This window comes from Sandarakinorhabdus sp. (assembly GCF_031422795.1).
In the GTDB taxonomy this organism is placed as follows: Bacteria; Pseudomonadota; Alphaproteobacteria; order Sphingomonadales; family Sphingomonadaceae; genus Sandarakinorhabdus.
In genome coordinates this window covers 1-15,553 of the sequence record NZ_JANPML010000382.1, presented here as the reverse complement: position 1 = coordinate 15,553, position 15,553 = coordinate 1, and the positions used below count along the sequence as shown (strand labels likewise).

The 15,553-nt window shown below is 62.2% G+C and carries 15 protein-coding genes and 1 pseudogene; 13 read left to right on the top strand and 3 right to left on the bottom strand.

All coding sequences use genetic code 11. The features are described 5' to 3' along the window. A pseudogene (locus tag RMO81_RS13515) lies at positions 1-540 on the bottom strand (cytochrome P450); the annotation flags it as partial. A gap of 87 nt (positions 541-627) precedes the next feature. Between RMO81_RS13515 and RMO81_RS13510 the strand changes: the two are divergent. The 4 genes from RMO81_RS13510 to sdhA all read left to right on the top strand — a co-directional run bounded on the left by RMO81_RS13510 (position 628) and on the right by sdhA (position 3,786). Then, entirely contained in the window at positions 628-1,062 is a 435-nt protein-coding gene (locus tag RMO81_RS13510) for a hypothetical protein (RefSeq protein ID WP_310476416.1), read from the top strand. Between the two features lie 127 nt (positions 1,063-1,189). Beyond that, positions 1,190-1,600: a succinate dehydrogenase, cytochrome b556 subunit gene (gene sdhC / locus RMO81_RS13505; RefSeq protein WP_310476415.1), complete on the top strand. Its 411-nt coding sequence runs from the start codon at positions 1,190-1,192 to the stop codon at positions 1,598-1,600. 1 nt (position 1,601) lies between these two features. Beyond that, on the top strand, positions 1,602-1,985 hold the full coding sequence (gene sdhD, locus RMO81_RS13500) for a succinate dehydrogenase, hydrophobic membrane anchor protein (RefSeq protein ID WP_310476414.1): 384 nt from the start codon (positions 1,602-1,604) through the stop codon (positions 1,983-1,985). Between the two features lie 13 nt (positions 1,986-1,998). Next, complete coding sequence (sdhA, locus tag RMO81_RS13495; RefSeq protein ID WP_310476413.1) at positions 1,999-3,786, top strand: succinate dehydrogenase flavoprotein subunit; 1,788 nt, start codon at positions 1,999-2,001, stop codon at positions 3,784-3,786. 91 nt (positions 3,787-3,877) lie between these two features. On the opposite strand, the gene RMO81_RS13490 is transcribed toward sdhA, so the two are convergent. Next, positions 3,878-4,921, bottom strand: a complete 1,044-nt coding sequence (locus RMO81_RS13490) for an acyltransferase (RefSeq protein ID WP_310476412.1) — start codon at positions 4,919-4,921, stop codon at positions 3,878-3,880. Positions 4,922-5,179: 258 nt separating this feature from the next. Between RMO81_RS13490 and RMO81_RS13485 the strand changes: the two genes are divergently transcribed. The 3 genes from RMO81_RS13485 to RMO81_RS13475 all read left to right on the top strand — a co-directional run bounded on the left by RMO81_RS13485 (position 5,180) and on the right by RMO81_RS13475 (position 9,146). Continuing rightward, positions 5,180-5,965 carry a succinate dehydrogenase iron-sulfur subunit gene (locus tag RMO81_RS13485; RefSeq protein ID WP_310476411.1) on the top strand — a complete coding sequence of 262 codons (786 nt, stop codon included), beginning with the start codon at positions 5,180-5,182 and terminating at the stop codon, positions 5,963-5,965. A gap of 11 nt (positions 5,966-5,976) precedes the next feature. Continuing rightward, complete coding sequence (locus tag RMO81_RS13480) at positions 5,977-7,401, top strand: amidase family protein (protein ID WP_310476410.1); 1,425 nt, start codon at positions 5,977-5,979, stop codon at positions 7,399-7,401. A gap of 110 nt (positions 7,402-7,511) precedes the next feature. After that, positions 7,512-9,146: a hypothetical protein gene (locus RMO81_RS13475; RefSeq protein WP_310476409.1), complete on the top strand. Its 1,635-nt coding sequence runs from the start codon at positions 7,512-7,514 to the stop codon at positions 9,144-9,146. A 41-nt stretch (positions 9,147-9,187) separates the two neighbouring features. On the opposite strand, the gene RMO81_RS13470 is transcribed toward RMO81_RS13475, so the two are convergent. After that, positions 9,188-10,501 (bottom strand): right-handed parallel beta-helix repeat-containing protein, encoded by a 1,314-nt coding sequence (locus tag RMO81_RS13470; protein WP_310476408.1) that lies wholly within the window; start codon positions 10,499-10,501, stop codon positions 9,188-9,190. A gap of 121 nt (positions 10,502-10,622) precedes the next feature. On the opposite strand from RMO81_RS13470, the gene RMO81_RS13465 reads away from it, so the two are divergent. The 6 genes from RMO81_RS13465 to RMO81_RS13440 all read left to right on the top strand — a co-directional run. After that, complete coding sequence (locus RMO81_RS13465) at positions 10,623-11,510, top strand: glycosyltransferase (protein WP_310476407.1); 888 nt, start codon at positions 10,623-10,625, stop codon at positions 11,508-11,510. 39 nt (positions 11,511-11,549) lie between these two features. Next, complete coding sequence (locus RMO81_RS13460) at positions 11,550-12,035, top strand: PaaI family thioesterase (RefSeq protein ID WP_310476406.1); 486 nt, start codon at positions 11,550-11,552, stop codon at positions 12,033-12,035. After that, positions 12,028-13,134, top strand: a complete 1,107-nt coding sequence (gene zapE, locus RMO81_RS13455; protein ID WP_310476405.1) for a cell division protein ZapE — start codon at positions 12,028-12,030, stop codon at positions 13,132-13,134. Before RMO81_RS13460 ends, zapE begins: the two co-directional genes overlap by 8 nt. A gap of 302 nt (positions 13,135-13,436) precedes the next feature. Next, complete coding sequence (gene mdh / locus RMO81_RS13450; protein ID WP_310476404.1) at positions 13,437-14,399, top strand: malate dehydrogenase; 963 nt, start codon at positions 13,437-13,439, stop codon at positions 14,397-14,399. Next, a complete protein-coding gene (locus tag RMO81_RS13445; protein ID WP_310476403.1) occupies positions 14,396-14,971 on the top strand; it encodes a hypothetical protein in 576 nt (191 codons plus the stop codon). Before mdh ends, RMO81_RS13445 begins: the two co-directional genes overlap by 4 nt. 9 nt (positions 14,972-14,980) lie before the next feature. Beyond that, positions 14,981-15,553, top strand: a 573-nt coding sequence (locus RMO81_RS13440) for an ATP-grasp domain-containing protein (protein WP_310476402.1), incomplete at its 3' end; no start/stop codon positions are given.

Below are 15,553 nucleotides of genomic sequence, written 5' to 3'. Positions count from 1 at the left end.
GCCCCAATCCGACCACAAGGTGAGATCGCGGCGCTTTTCCCACGGATAGTCGAACAAAATGGCCAGCATGCCGGTGGTCAGTTCGATGGAAACCCGATCAACCCAATCAAATTGCTCGCCAATCGGCAGGCCATCAATCAGTTCGCTGGTGCGTTTGCGGACCTCGATGGCCATGCGCGCGATTTCCGATGGACCGAACGCCGGCGCCACCACGCGGCGCTGGTCGCTATGGCGCGGCCGATCCATGGCGATGAACTGCGGCAGATTATAATCGCCAAACAGATCGACCACGGTGATGCCGCCAAATTCATGGCTGCTGGAAAAAATGTCGGGCCGCGCCTCCACCGCCATGATGTCGGCGTGGCTGTTGACTGACCAGAACGGGCCGAACGGGCTGTTGGGCTGATAGTGGACAGGGGCTTCGGCCCGCAGCCGCTCGAACACCGGCCGCCAACTGTCGTTCGCATAAAGCGTCGCATCCGACACATCGATCACGTCCAGCGGAACGTCAGCCAAATTGCCCGGTGCAATCGTCGCCATCACATCCTCCCCATTTCGTGCGCCACAGTTTTGCGGTCGTTGGTGCGATGCTACGATGAAACTTCAGCAATCGCGAGTCCCTCTGCCATGGCAATTCCCTCTCATAATAATCTGGACGCCAGCATCGATCCCACCCGGGACCAGGTGCGCAACCTGCGCGATCATGGCCGCGATGGGCCGGTGGTGATGATGAACCTGCTCAAGTTCCGCGAGACCGCCAATTATCCCGCCGATGCCGGGATGGCGCCGTGTTCGGGCAAGGAAGCCTATGACCGCTATCAGCACGCTTTTACCGTGGCAGTGGGCGCGATTTCGCAAGCCGAAGTGCTGTACGACGGCCCGTGCGAACAGCTGTTCATCGGCCAGTCCGGCACGGATGCCGCCGATTGGGACAAATTGCTGCTGGTCCGCTATCCGACCCGCCAGCATTTCCTGACCATGATGGCCAACGACAGCTACCGCGATGCGCTGGTACACCGCTATGCCGGGCTGGAACGCACCGTTCTGATCCAATGTGGATAATGACGTCGCCGGTCACACTGGTGTTGCACCACAGCGCCAGCGCGGTATGAAGGCCAAGCATAACAGACCGGCCGCTGGGTCTGCCGCAGGGCAGGGCAGCGAAAGGGGCCAGAAAAAAGGGCTGATAATGGCTTCTCGACCAACCGGGCCGCTGCCGCGCCCATTGTCGCCGCACCTCTCCATCTGGAAATGGCGGGTGCATATGGCGGTGTCGATCGTGCACCGCGTCACCGGCAATGCGCTGGCCTTTGGTGCCGTGGTGATCTTTGCCTGGTGGTTGGCGGCGCTGGCCAGCGGGCCGACCTATTATCGGCTGTTTCAGGATATCGTCTTCTCGCCGCTGGGCGTGATCGTCGGCTTTGGTCTGACGTGGGCGATGTTCCAGCACATGGGCAGCGGCATCCGCCACTTCATCATGGATTCGGGCGAAGGTTTCGATCTCGCCACGTCGCGCCGGATGGCACAGGCGACGTTCGTGTTTGCGATGCTCGCCACGCTGGCCTTCTGGGCCTTTGTGCTGCTCGGTGGGAGCTACTGAAATGGGCAACGGGACTCAATTGGGCCGCGTGCGCGGGCTCGGTGCCGGCGGCGGCGCAATCGTGCATCACTGGTGGCTGCAGCGCGTTACGGCGGTGGCCAGCCTGTTCCTCGTGCTGTGGTTCGTGTTCAGCCTCGCCCGGCTGCCCAGCCTGGATTATGCCAGCACCGTGATGTGGGTGCGCCAGCCGCTGGTGGCGGTGCCGATGTGCCTGCTGGTGGTCAGCGTTTTCTGGCACTTCCGGTTGGGCGTGCAGGTCATGCTGGAAGATTATCTGCATGGGTCAAAGCGCGTCATCGCCATGCTTGCCCTGAACTTCTACACCTTTGCTCTCGCCGCCCTCGCACTGTTTTCGGTGCTGAAGGTGGCCTTGTCTGCCGGTTGATTGGATAACCCCCGTGCCTGAAGCCTATCAGATCATCGATCACGTTTATGACGCCGTTGTGGTGGGGGCCGGTGGTTCCGGCCTGCGCGCCGCCATGGGCATCGCCGAAGCCGGGCTGAAAACCGCCTGCATCACCAAGGTGTTTCCCACCCGCAGCCACACGGTCGCGGCGCAGGGCGGCATTGCAGCGGCGTTGGGCAACATGGGCCCGGATCACTGGACGTGGCACATGTACGACACGGTCAAAGGCAGCGACTGGCTCGGCGATCAGGACGCGATCGAATATCTCTGCAAGGAAGCCCCGGCCGCCGTTTACGAGCTGGAACATTTCGGCGTGCCGTTCAGCCGCACCGAAGCCGGCCGCATCTATCAGCGCCCGTTTGGCGGCATGATGCAGGACATGGGCAACGGCCCGCCGGCCCAGCGCACCTGCGCCGCCGCCGATCGCACCGGCCACGCCATGCTGCACGCGCTCTATCAGCAGAGCCTGAAGTACAGCACGGATTTCTATATCGAGTATTTCGCCATCGATCTGATCATGGTGAACGGGGAATGCAAGGGCGTCATCGCCATCAACATGGAAGACGGCAGCATCCACCGTTTCCGCAGCCATCAGACGGTGCTGGCCACCGGCGGTTATGGCCGCTGCTATTTCTCCGCCACCTCTGCCCACACCTCCACTGGCGACGGCGGCGGCATGGCGATCCGGGCCGGCGTTGCCATGCAGGATATGGAATTCGTGCAGTTCCACCCGACCGGCATCTATGGCGCTGGCGTTCTGATCACCGAAGGCGCGCGCGGGGAGGGCGGTTACCTGACCAACAGCGCCGGCGAGCGTTTCATGGAGCGTTACGCCCCGTCGGCCAAGGATCTGGCGTCGCGCGACGTGGTTTCGCGTTCGATGGCGATGGAAATCCGCGAAGGCCGCGGTGTCGGTGCCGAAGGCGACCATATCCACCTGCACCTCAATCACATCGATTCCGCCGTGCTGGCCCAGCGCCTGCCGGGTATCTCGGAAACCGCCAAGGTGTTCGCCGGTGTGGACGTGACCAAGGCGCCGATCCCGGTGGTGCCGACCGTGCACTACAACATGGGCGGCATCCCGACAAATTATCACGGCGAAGTCGTCACCCTGAAGGATGGCAACCCCGATAGCGTGGTGCCCGGCCTGTTTGCGGTGGGTGAAGCCGCCTGCGTTTCCGTGCACGGCGCCAACCGTTTGGGCTCCAACAGCCTGATCGATCTGGTCGTGTTCGGCCGCGCCACCGCGCACCGCGTCGCCGCCATCCAGAAGGCCAACGCCGGCCACGCCGCGCTGCCGAAAGACAACGCCGATTTCGCGCTGGGCCGCCTTGATGGCTTCCGCCATGCCAAGGGCGGCAGCAGCACCGCCGAAGTGCGCCTGGCCATGCAGAAGACGATGCAGGCCAACGCCGGCGTGTTCCGCACCAGCGAAATCCTTGATGAAGGCGTGCGCAAGATCGACGCCGTCTATCAACGCATGGCCGATATCGGCACGATGGATCGTTCGATGGTGTTCAACACCGATCTGATCGAGACGCTGGAACTCGACAACATGATCGGCCAATCCGTGCTGACCATGCACATGGCGCAAGCCCGCCACGAAAGCCGCGGCGCGCACATGCATGAAGATTTCCCGGCGCGCGATGACGAAACGTGGATGGTCCACTCGCTGGGCTGGTTCCGTAATGGTTCGGTGGAACTGGCCGCTCGGCCGGTGCACACCTACACGCTGTCGGATGATATCGCGTATATCAAGCCGAAGGCGCGGACCTACTGATTGGCGTCGCTGGGTCGGCCAGCCATGCGCGGTGAGGACATGGCGATGACGCCAGCATGGCCGGCGGGTGACGCGCTCAGACGAAAATCGTTTACGCCGTCGTCCGCTTGACCACGCCGATCAGTTGGCGCCGCACCAGCGCCACGGATGGCTTCTCCACCCAGAGGTGGAACATAATCGATGCGGCGATCGACGCCATGAAAGCGGTGAACAGCAAGGCCAGATCCGATTGGTGCAGCAATGTCGGGAGCCGGGGCCATGCAGCACGGATCGCCCCCAGCACGAACAGATGCACCAGATACAGGGCGTAGGAGGCATTGCCCAACAGCACCAGCCAGCGCAGGTTCTTCACGCGGCCCTGCAGATCGGCAGAGACCACCAGCAGCACAATGGCGGCTGCCGGCAGACCGTATATCAGCCAGCGCATGGCATCGAGACGGCCAACGGGTTGCATGATGGCCCAACCAAACCAGGCGATTGCAGCCGCCAGCAGCACGCCGATCAGCCAGCCCGGCAACCTGATCCGCGGCGCCACCAGGGCCACGATCATGCCGAAGATGAATTCCAGCATCAGGCTGTTGGTAAAGAAATCGAACCAGGCGTTACCGGCAAAGGGTAGCACGATACCAGCCAGGACCAGCAGGCCGATCTGGATCAAACAAAGCAGGATGCGCAGCCGATGGTTGATCAGCATCGCAATGGTGAAGGTAGCATAGAACAGCATTTCGTAGTTCAGCGTCCAGCCGATTGCCAGCAACGGCATGGTGCCCAGTTTGTCGTTGGGATTGGGCCAGGGAAAGAACAGCAGTGAGCTGGCAAGTCCGGCCACGTCCAGCTGTGCCGACTTGAACAGCGAGGGCGCCACGGCAATCACGGCCGCCATCACCAGCGTCACGATCCAGTAGGGTGGAGCAATGCGCGTCAGCCGATCGAACAGGAAGCTGCCTGGCTGTGCCGAAGCGCCCTGGCCCGAGATATGGACCATGATGAAGCCGCTGATGACAAAGAAGATGTCAACGCCGGCCTGTCCCCCGACAAAGGACGAGCCGAGATCGCCGGTACCGACATAGGGGACCATCTGCCAGGCATGGGTGGCAACCACCAGCGCCGCCGCGACAAACCTGAGATATTGCACGCCAGGCAGTATCCCGGCCGTCCGCACCTTTGCAGCTGTCAAGCCAACGCCCCCCGGAACCATTGAAATCCAGCCTGAGCAGTAGCGTCAATCTCGCTGCAGAGGCAAACGGGAATTTGACGGAACGCGCGCGGGCGCAGCCCGTCAAGACGCTGCAAACCATCAAAAGCACAACGTTGTCCTGCGGCGCGGCAACTCGGCTGTTGTCAGCGGCACGGCGCGATGTACATAAGCGCAGACGCGCAAGGAATCCGTACCATGGCTGAATTTTCTCTCCCGCCCAACAGTGTCATCAAGGCCACAGGCAAGACGCATCCAGCGCCGGCGGGTGCGTCGCGCACCAAGCAGTTCAAGATCTATCGCTGGAATCCGGATGACGGTGAAAATCCGCGTTATGACACCTACAGCCTTGATCTTGATGCCACCGGGCCGATGGTTCTGGATGCGCTGATCAAGATCAAGAACGAGGTGGATTCCACGCTCACTTTCCGCCGCTCGTGCCGGGAAGGGATTTGCGGTTCCTGCTCGATGAACATCGATGGCACCAACACGCTGGCCTGCACCATGCCGATTGCCGATGTGAAGGGCGAAGTGGTGATCACGCCGCTGCCGCACATGGAAGTGATCAAGGACCTTGTCCCTGATTTCAAGCATTTCTACGCGCAATATGCCTCCATCAAGCCCTGGCTGCAGACCGTCACCCCGGCACCGTCGGGCGAGGAACGGTTGCAGTCGCCTGAGCAGCGCGAGCAGCTGGATGGCCTGTATGAGTGCATCCTGTGCGCCTGCTGCTCGACCGCCTGCCCATCCTATTGGTGGAACAGCGACAAGTTCCTTGGCCCGGCCATCCTGTTGCAGGCCTATCGCTGGCTGGCCGACAGCCGCGACGAGATGACCGGTGAGCGGCTCGATGCGCTGGAAGATCCGTTCCGCGTCTATCGCTGCCACACCATCATGAACTGTTCAAACGTCTGCCCCAAGGGCCTGAACCCGGCCAAGGCGATTGCCGACATCAAGCTGATGATGCTCGAACGGGCAGGCTGAGGGAAAAGTCCATGGACGATACCGCGCTGTGCGAACTTTCGGCCAGCGCGGCGGTCGCGCTGATGGCCTCTGGTGAATTGACTGCGGAAACCTATGCAACTGCGCTGCTGGGGCGCTGCGGGCAGGGGGTGCATCTGGGCGCCTTCATCAGCCTTGATGCAGAACAGGTGCTGGAACAGGCCCGCGCGGCCGATGCCCATCGCGCCGCCGGCAAGCCGCTCGGCCTGCTGCACGGCCTGCCGGTGCCAGTGAAGGACAGTGTCAACACCAAGGATTACCCCACCACCGGCGGCACCAACGCGCTGCGCCATTTCCGCCCCGCCACCGATGCCGCGTGCGTGGCGCTGCTGCGCCAGGCTGGCGCCATCGTGTTGGGCAAGACCAATCTGCACGAATTGTCGTTTGGCTGGACCAGCACCAACGCCGCCTTTGGCGCGGTGCGCAACCCGCACGATCCGACGCGCATTCCCGGTGGCAGTTCCGGCGGCACGGCGGCAGCGGTGGCGGCGGGTATGGCGCCGCTGGGTGTGGCCGAGGATACCGCCGGATCGATCCGGGTGCCGGCGGCGCTGTGCGGGCTGTTCGGTTTCCGGCCCAGCACCGGTCGTTATCCCAATGCCGGCGTGGTACCGATGACGGCGCTGTTCGACCAGGTCGGCCCGCACGCGCGCTGCATGACGGATATCGTGCTGTTCGATGCGGTGATGACCGGCGAACCGGCCAACGTCGCGCCGGCAACATTGGCTGGATTGCGGCTCGGCATTGATCGGGCCTTCTACTTTTCCGGCCTCAATCCCGAAGTGGCACAAACGATCGCCGAGGTCATCGAGCGACTGGAAGCCGCCGGTGTGGTGATGGTGGATGTGGAACTGCCCGGGCTGCAGGCGCTGGTCGATGCAGCCTGCGTGCCGATCATCTTTCATGATTTCCTGCCGTCGCTTGGCGCATATCTGGCCAGGAATGATGCCCCTGCCAACCTTGCCGACGTGCAGGCGCAGCTTGCCAGCCCGGACGTGCAGGCCGCGTTCAGCCTGTGCACGCCGGTGAGTGACCGTGATGATCCGGTCTATCTGGCGGCACGCGATGTGCATCGCCCCGCATTGCAACAGCTGATGGCCAACTGTTTTGCTGATCATGGCATTGCGGCGCTGCTGTTCCCGACAACGCTCGTGCCGGCCACGCCCATCGGCGCCGATTCCAGCGTGACCATCAATGGCATCGATGTGCCCTTTGCCACTGCCATTGGTCGCAACATTCTGCCCGGCAGTACGGCGGGCCTGCCTGGTCTGGTACTGCCCTGCGGCCGCGCAAGCGGTTTGCCAGTGAGTATCGAGCTTGATGGCCCGGCCGGCAGTGACCGGCAATTGCTGGCCATCGGCATGGCGATTCCGGCGCTGTTGCCCACTGTCACAGCAGCTTCGCTTGCCGGGTCTTGATGGCTTTGGTAAGTTGCCGCCGCAACGCCAGCTGTCGCTGGCCGTAAATGTGGCATGATGGGTGGGACTGTGCAGCAGATCGTTAGCCGATGGATCGGGCAGGTAAGCGCATGAGCGCTGCCACCTTCTCGACCCGCGCCGCGATGGATCGCAAATCATTGCGTATCTTGCCGCAATACAACAGCCTGCACCACCGCACGTGGTGGAAATTTGCCAGCATTGCCTTCGTGGCGCTGGCGCTGTTTCTCACCATGTACACCGGCTTTCTGGTCGCGATCGGTGGCACCTTGGCCTTCAAATTCGTGGGCTTTCCGATCCTGGTGATGGCCGGGCTCAGCCTGTGGCTGCTGCCGGATGTCGACAAGGCCGACAACGCGCCGTTCTACAAGTTGCTGGCGGCCTACATGTTCCTGATGGTCGCCTGGCCGTCTTATGTGGCCATCGCTATCCCCGGCCTGCCCTGGGTGACACCGGCGCGAATTGTGCTGGGCGTGTTGCTGATCGCCATGCTCACCCACTTCCCGCAGATCGCCGAAGCGCGGCAAAAGGTGGTTGGGCTGCTGAGTTATGACCCGCTGGCGTTCAAGCTTTATGGTCTGTTCCTGCTGATGCAGGTGGTTGTGCTGCCGCTGTCACCTTCGCCTGTCGACGTGTTCAGCTATGAAATCATGCAGGGCGTGCTCGACAGTTCGGCCATGGTTGCGGCGGCCTGGTGTTTTGCGGATGTGAAGAAAATCCCGCGGGTGATGCGGTTGGTCGTGCTGGGCAGTATCTTGTGCATGCTGATCACGGTTCTGGAGAATTTCCTGCAACGGCCGCCGTGGTTTGGCTATATCCCGAGCTTTCTGCGAATCGATCCGGTTCTGTATGAAACCTATGTGTCGACGCAGGCCCGCGTTGGCGATGGCCGCTACCGGATTCGCGCCACCTTTGGCATCGTGCTTTATTTCGCCCAATATCTCGGGCTGTTCCTGCCGCTTCTGCTTTTTGAAATGTCCAAGTCCAGCGGCTGGAAACGGTTGCTGGCGTTGGCGCTGATCCCGCTGATCCTGCAGACTGTCTGGTTCACCAACGCCCGCACGGCGACCATTGCCTTGCTGTTTTCCATATTCAGCTTTGCCGGCTTGTTGCTGGTGCGCCAGTTGTTTTTCCGGCCGCGCGGGGATGGGCTGAAACCAGGCATCATGGTGGCCCTGGTGCTGGTGGGCGTGGCCATGCTGGGCGGCGCGATTGCCTCAAGTCACCGGCTGCAAATGTATACCATCGGTGGCTCGCAGCATGCCGGCAGCAACGCAGTGCGTGATGCGCAATGGGACGGCGCCTGGCGGGCGGTGGCCCGAAATCCGATCGGCGTCGGTTTGGGGACGCCTTTGCCCGATGTGGGGCGCTCCAATGGCAAGGGCGTGGTCATTGTCGACAGCTATTGGATCAATCTGCTCGTGGGGCTGGGCCCGTTGGGCTTCATCGGATTCATCGGTTGCTTGGCCCGCATCGCTTGGCTTGGGTGCATGACATTCCTGCGCGCGAAAGACGATCTGGAGGAATGGGGCGGCGCGTTGGCCATCTCGCTGATGAACTTCATCATTTCGGCTTATGTCATCAGCTATGCCGACAATAACTATCTGGTGTTCACGCTGGCCGTGGCCATTCTCGCTCTGCACCGGCACCAGACAAAGCGCCTGGCGGCAGAACCCAAGGCCGATCGGGCACTGCCATCGCCGTCAACAGCGCTCGTGCGGCGCTAGAGCGGCTTTCGACCAACCAGATGGAACCTGCCGCTGCCGCTTCATTGTGGCGGCGGCAGATCCTTGGTCAGGTCCTGCTGGCGGGCGGCGTCGGCGAGCGCGATAGCCTCGCGCATCAGCGCTTCGGGATCGCGGATGGCGGCATCCGGGCCGACCCGTCGGATATCGGCGCCGCGCCCCCGCTTGCCGTTCTCGGAGTTGGGCAACACCGCAAAGGCGCTCAACGGCAGATCACCTGCCGTCAGGGGGCCGGGGAAGGTCTTGCCCGGGTTCACGCCGTCGGCAGGCACACGCGGCTTGTAGACGAAATTGTTGATGTCCTTGGTGCCAACGGATTCGGCGCGAATGGCCATCAGCGCGGTGATGTTGTTTGACACCCGGCCCCAGGTAATCCCCGACGCAATGATGGCGGGCTGCCAGCCGGAACTGATCCGGCCAGCCATTTCGCGCGGAACACTGCCGAAAAAGCCATGTGGCGAACTGATGACCGTGTTGTTTTCCACCACGACGCCGCGCACGCTGCTCACACTGATGCCGTGGCGCGATGATCCGTAATAGACATTGTGGCGGATGGTGAAATCGCGATGATAGCCAAGCGGTTGCTTGCCGTTTTCATAGGCTTCGGCGCGGATGAACATGGCCTGCACGTTACGGTCCAGGCCGGCCGAAAAATAATTGCCCTCGATCGTGACCATCGATGATCCGGTGGGCACTTGCTGGGTGAAAAACTGGATCATGTCGGGATGTTCGCGCAGATCATAACGCGGTTCCCAGCCCCGGAACAGATTGTGGCGGATCATCATGCCATGGGTGGCGCGTGTCATCAGGCCTTCGCGCGAATTGGTGAAACGATTGCCTTCAATGACCACGCCCCAACTGTCACGAATGCCGGCGATTTGCTTGACATGGGTCACTTCTGACAGCGCAACCACCACATTCTGGCTGTTCTGGATGACAAAACCGTTCGAATCTTCCCATCGTGGACCTTCATCGGGGGTGGATCCAGTGAGTTTGACATCAACCATCATGATATTGCGCGAAATACCGATATCCACCGGCATGGCCCTGCCGATGCCGCCCAAGATGGTGACGCCGTTCACCCGCCAATTGGCGGCCTTGCGGAAGATCATCCGGTTGATGCGGGCGCCGCGTGAACCGGTGATGCGGATGGGGCTGCCGTCGATCGCCCGTGTGATCAGCACTTGCGGATATTCACCATCGGCCAGGCGAATGGTGCTGCCAGCCCGGGCCCACAGAATCGCATTCTGGAGCGCGGCACCATCGGCCACATCCACCACGTCGCCGCGCGCCTGGGCGGCCAGCAGGCTGGGTTGTGGCAACAGCCCGACCGCCATGGCGCCAACGCCGGCAAGTACAAGGCCCGCTCCGATGATTCGTTTTTTCATGGGCCATTGATAGCATAGCCCACCATCTGGCACATGAACCGCTTCGGGGGCGTTCCAGAAGGCAGCCTAAATGGATCCTGATCTTGTCTGTATCCGGCCAGCGACGGCCCGCGACCCGCTGATTTCGGTCGTGATACCCAGTTACAATCGCGCCGGCGTGATCGGCCGCACCATCACGTCGGTGCTGGCGCAGACGCTGGAGCGGTTCGAACTGATCATCGTCGACGATGGCTCAATCGATGATACGCTGGAGGTGCTTGCCGGGTTCAGCGATCGGCGCATCGCCGTTTTTCAGCAGCGCAATGCCGGGGCGCCGGCGGCGCGCAACGCCGGCGTGGCCATGGCGCGCAGCCCGCTGATCGCTTTTCAGGATAGCGACGATGAATGGCAGCCCGGTTTGCTGGCGGCGCATGTCAACGCCTTGAAAACGGCTGATGTCTCTTTCTGCCAGCTGGAGCAGCGTTATGGGTCGGCGCGGATGTTATACCCGACCGCTGGTTGGAAACTGGCGGCGGATGTTTATGCCCAGTTGCTCGGCAGCAGCCATATTTCCACGCAAACACTAGCGATGACACGGGCGATATTTACGCGCGTCGGCGGTTTTGATCCGGCTATGCCGCGCTTTCAGGATTGGGATCTGGCGCTGCGCCTGGCCCAGGCGGGCGGGCGGTTCCACTATATCCCCGAACCACTGGCCATCGCCTACGACAGCCCCGACAGCCTGACCCGAAGCGTTGAAAAGGGCATCATTGGCCGCCAATTGCTGATCGGGAAACATGGGGAGGCGATGGCGGCGCAGCCAGACGCGTTGGCCCGGCATCATTATGTGATGGGCTCGCAGCTGCGGTCTTTGCGCCGCTTTGCAGAGGCGCGGGAAGCGTTTGCCGCCGCCTTTCGCTTGCGGCCGTTCCACTGGCGCGCGGCGGCGCAATGGCTGTTGGCGGTAGCGCACCGCTAAGGCTTGCCGCCGCCGCGCACCGGCGCTAACCGCTTGGCCATGTCACGCGAAACATTCACCGAAGGGCCCAATGCGGGCTGGACCTGCTGGCGCCGCGATCCGGATGGCCGCTTTGCCTCGATGCTGGGCGATTTCTTCTTCCGCGAAGGAACGCGCGGCGTTGAATGCCGCATGGAAACCGCCCGCAAGCACAGCAATGGCCTGGGCTATCTGCACGGCGGCTTCATCATGTCGTTCATCGATATGGCGATGTTTGCCTTCATCTTCCGCCAGCTGGATAACAGCGCCGCCGTCACCCTGTCGTGCGCCACCGATTTCCTGTCGGCCGGTATCGTCGGCAAACCGATCGAAGCGCACGGCGAGATCTTGAAGGAAACCGGCAAGATGCTGTTTGTGCGCGGGCTGGTGACGCAAGATGGCGTCAATCTTGCCAGCTTTACCGGCACGATGCGCAAGATCCCACGCGTGGCGCGCCCCACCGGCGAAGGCCACACGGCGCGGCCTGGAGAGACGCAGGTTGACTGATGTCGCCGCCCGCTATGCCGGTTTGCTGGCAGCGGGCGAACTGAAGCCCGATGCGGCGCAGGCGGCAGTGATCGCGCGTCTGGCGGCTCTGGAAGCCGTCCTCAATCGCCCGGCCACATCGGGCCTGTTTGGCCGCCTGCTCGGCAAATCCGCGCCGCCGCCCAAGGGGCTGTATATCTGGGGCGGGGTCGGGCGCGGCAAATCCATGGCGATGGACCTGTTTTTCGCCGCGTCCACGGTGGTGCCGAAACGCCGGGCGCATTTCCACGAATTCATGGCCGACGTACACGCCGCCATCCACGCCCGCCGGCAGGCCGGCGATTCTGATCCGCTGATGAGCGTGGCCGATCAGATCGCGACTGGCGCAAAATTGCTGTGCTTTGACGAGATGCAGGTGAAGGACATCGCCGATGCCGCCATCTTGTCGCGGCTGTTCACGGCGTTGATGGAAAAGGGCGTCACCGTGGTGACCACCAGCAACCGGCCACCCCGCGACCTCTACAAGGATGGGCTCAACCGCCATTTGTTTCTGCCCTTCATCGATCTGATCGAAACCAGGCTGGATGTGGTGACGCTGGATGGCCCAACGGATTATCGGCTCGCCCGCCTTTCCGGCACGCACACCTGGCACGTGCCCAATGGCCCGGAAGCCACCGCCGCGTTGTCTGCCGCGTTCTTTCGGATGACGGATTATCCACCCGAAGATCGTGAGCACGTGCCCACCGCTGAATTGCCGCTGCCCGGTGGCCGATTTCTGCATGTGCCCAAATCGCTGAAGGGCGTGGCGGTGTTCAGCTTTGCTCGCCTGTGCCGGCAACCGCTGGGCGCTGCCGACTATCTCGCCATCGCCCGCCATTATCACACGGTGCTGATCGTCGGCATTCCCCGGCTCGGCCCGGAAAACCGCAACGAGGCGATCCGCTTCATCCACCTTATCGACGCGCTTTACGAACGACGCGTCAAGCTGGTCGCCGCGGCCGATGCCCAGCCTATTCAACTCTATCCCGCCGGCGATTCCAGTTTCGAATTCGAACGCACCGCCAGCCGGCTGATGGAGATGCAGTCCGCTGCCTATCTGGCGCTCGGCCACGGCGGCTGAGGCTTGCACATGTTTGATTTTCAAAGAACCAACGGGTTAAATCGTCCGGTAGATTTGACAGTTTTTACGCATATTGCGGGTTTTTGACGGCGTTTTGCCTGTTCTGGGACCGGGCGACAAAACGCGCGCATCGCCATGATGACAGCATGCGGCCGTGTAGGACAGGCCGAAGCTTCATTCCGCCCGGTTGACGCCGCCTCCCTCTTTTCACCGGATAGGGCTTTGCTGCGGTTGCACAGTGCGCCGACGCACTCTATCCAGCCTGCGACATTCCGCTCGACTCATCTGCACGGAGATACCCCATGGCTCGCAAGAAAATCGCCCTGATCGGCGCTGGCAATATTGGCGGCACGCTGGCGCACCTCGCCGCGCAAAAGGCGCTGGGCGATATCGTGCTGTTCGACGTGGTGGAAGGCGTGCCACAGGGCAAGGCGCTCGATCTGGCCCAATGCGCGCCAGTTGAAGGTTTTGACGTGAACCTGAAGGGTTCCAACGACTATGCCGATATTGCGGGCGCCGATGTGATCATCGTCACCGCCGGCATTGCCCGCAAGCCGGGCATGAGCCGCGATGATCTGCTGGGCATCAACCTGAAGGTGATGAAGGCGGTGGGTGAGGGCATCAAGACCCACGCACCGGGTGCCTTCGTGATCTGCATCACCAATCCGCTGGATGCCATGGTGTGGGCGCTGCGCGAATTCTCCGGGCTGCCGCATCACATGGTGTGCGGCATGGCCGGCGTGCTCGATTCCGCCCGCTTCCGCCATTTCCTGGCCGACGAATTCAAGGTGAGTGTGCGCGACGTCAATGCCTTCGTGCTGGGCGGCCACGGCGACACCATGGTTCCGGTGATCGAATACAGCACTGTCGCCGGCATCCCGGTGCCCGATCTGATCAAGATGGGCTGGAGCACGGAAGCGCGCATCGACGCCATCATCGCGCGCACGCGCAGCGGCGGCGGCGAGATCGTTGCCCTGCTGAAAACCGGCAGCGCCTATTACGCGCCGGCCACCAGCGGCATCGAGATGGCCGAGGCTTACCTGTATGACCAGAAGCGCCTGCTGCCCTGCGCGGTGAACTTGACCGGCCAATATGGCGTGAGAGATCTCTATGTCGGTGTGCCAGTGATCATCGGTGCCGGCGGCGTCGAGCGTGTGGTCGAGATCGAATTGTCGGCCAGCGCCAAGGCCAATTTCACGGTTAGCGTCGATGCGGTCAAGGAACTGCTCGCCGCCTGCCGCGCCATCGATCCGTCGCTGTCATGATCAGCGTTCGTACTGCCGCGTTGGCCCTGTGCTGTGTCGGCTTTCCCGCTACCGCAGCCGTTCCAGCCGATCCGGCCATAGTGCCGTTGTTTGAAGCTGCCTGCACGAAGGGCGAACTGAGCTTTGCCGCTCGTGAAGCAGCAATTGCCGCCGACAGCGAATGGGTTGCTCAAGCGGTTTCCGATGTGAACGTGCAGTCTTTTGGCGCGGTGCCCGTCAAACCGGTTTCCATGAATTTCAATTACAGCAAGCCACTGGTCGTGAAGCAATGGAACCGTTCAGTAGGTGGCAGCACGGTACGTGTTGTGCTGGCACAGTTTGATCCCAAACGGCGCTATCCTAATCTCTGTGCTGTCGTTGTTGCCAACGTGCAGCAAAGCGCGATGGATTATATCGATCTCTACCGCCCGGTGGTCGAAGCGGTCGGACTGAGGGGCAAAAGTGTGGACTTGGCCCACTATTTTGAGTTTTCCGGAAAGCTGCCTGATGGTCATCCGGTGCGCTCTGATATCTTCACGCGGTCCAGCGTCTTGGGCAGCGGTAAAACAATGCATATGTATCTCGCCTTTTGAGGAACGCCCATGAACATCCACGAGTATCAGGCCAAGGAGCTGCTGGCCAAATTCGGCGTACCAGTGCCGGTTGGCTATGCCGCGATGAGTGTCGAGGACGCGGTGGCGGCTTCGGCCAAGCTGCCCGGCCCGCTCTATATCGTGAAGGCGCAGATCCACGCCGGTGGCCGCGGCAAGGGCAAGTTCAAGGAACTGCCGCCCGAAGCCAAGGGCGGTGTGCGCCTGGCCCGCAGCGCCGACGATGTGCGCGCGGCGGCGACCGACATGCTGGGCAACACGCTGGTGACGATCCAGACCGGTGCCGCCGGCAAGCAGGTGAACCGGCTGTATGTCACCGACGGCGTTGATATCGCCAGGGAGCTGTATCTGGCCATGCTGGTTGATCGTGCCACCGGCCGCATCGCCATCGTTGCCAGCACCGAAGGCGGCATGGATATCGAGGACGTGGCCCATAACCACCCCGAAAAAATCCACACCATCACCATCGATCCGGCCACCGGTGCCATGCCGCACCACGGCCGCGCCGTTGCTGCCGCGCTGGGCCTGACCGGCCCGCTCGCCAAGCAGGCCGAGAATGTGACG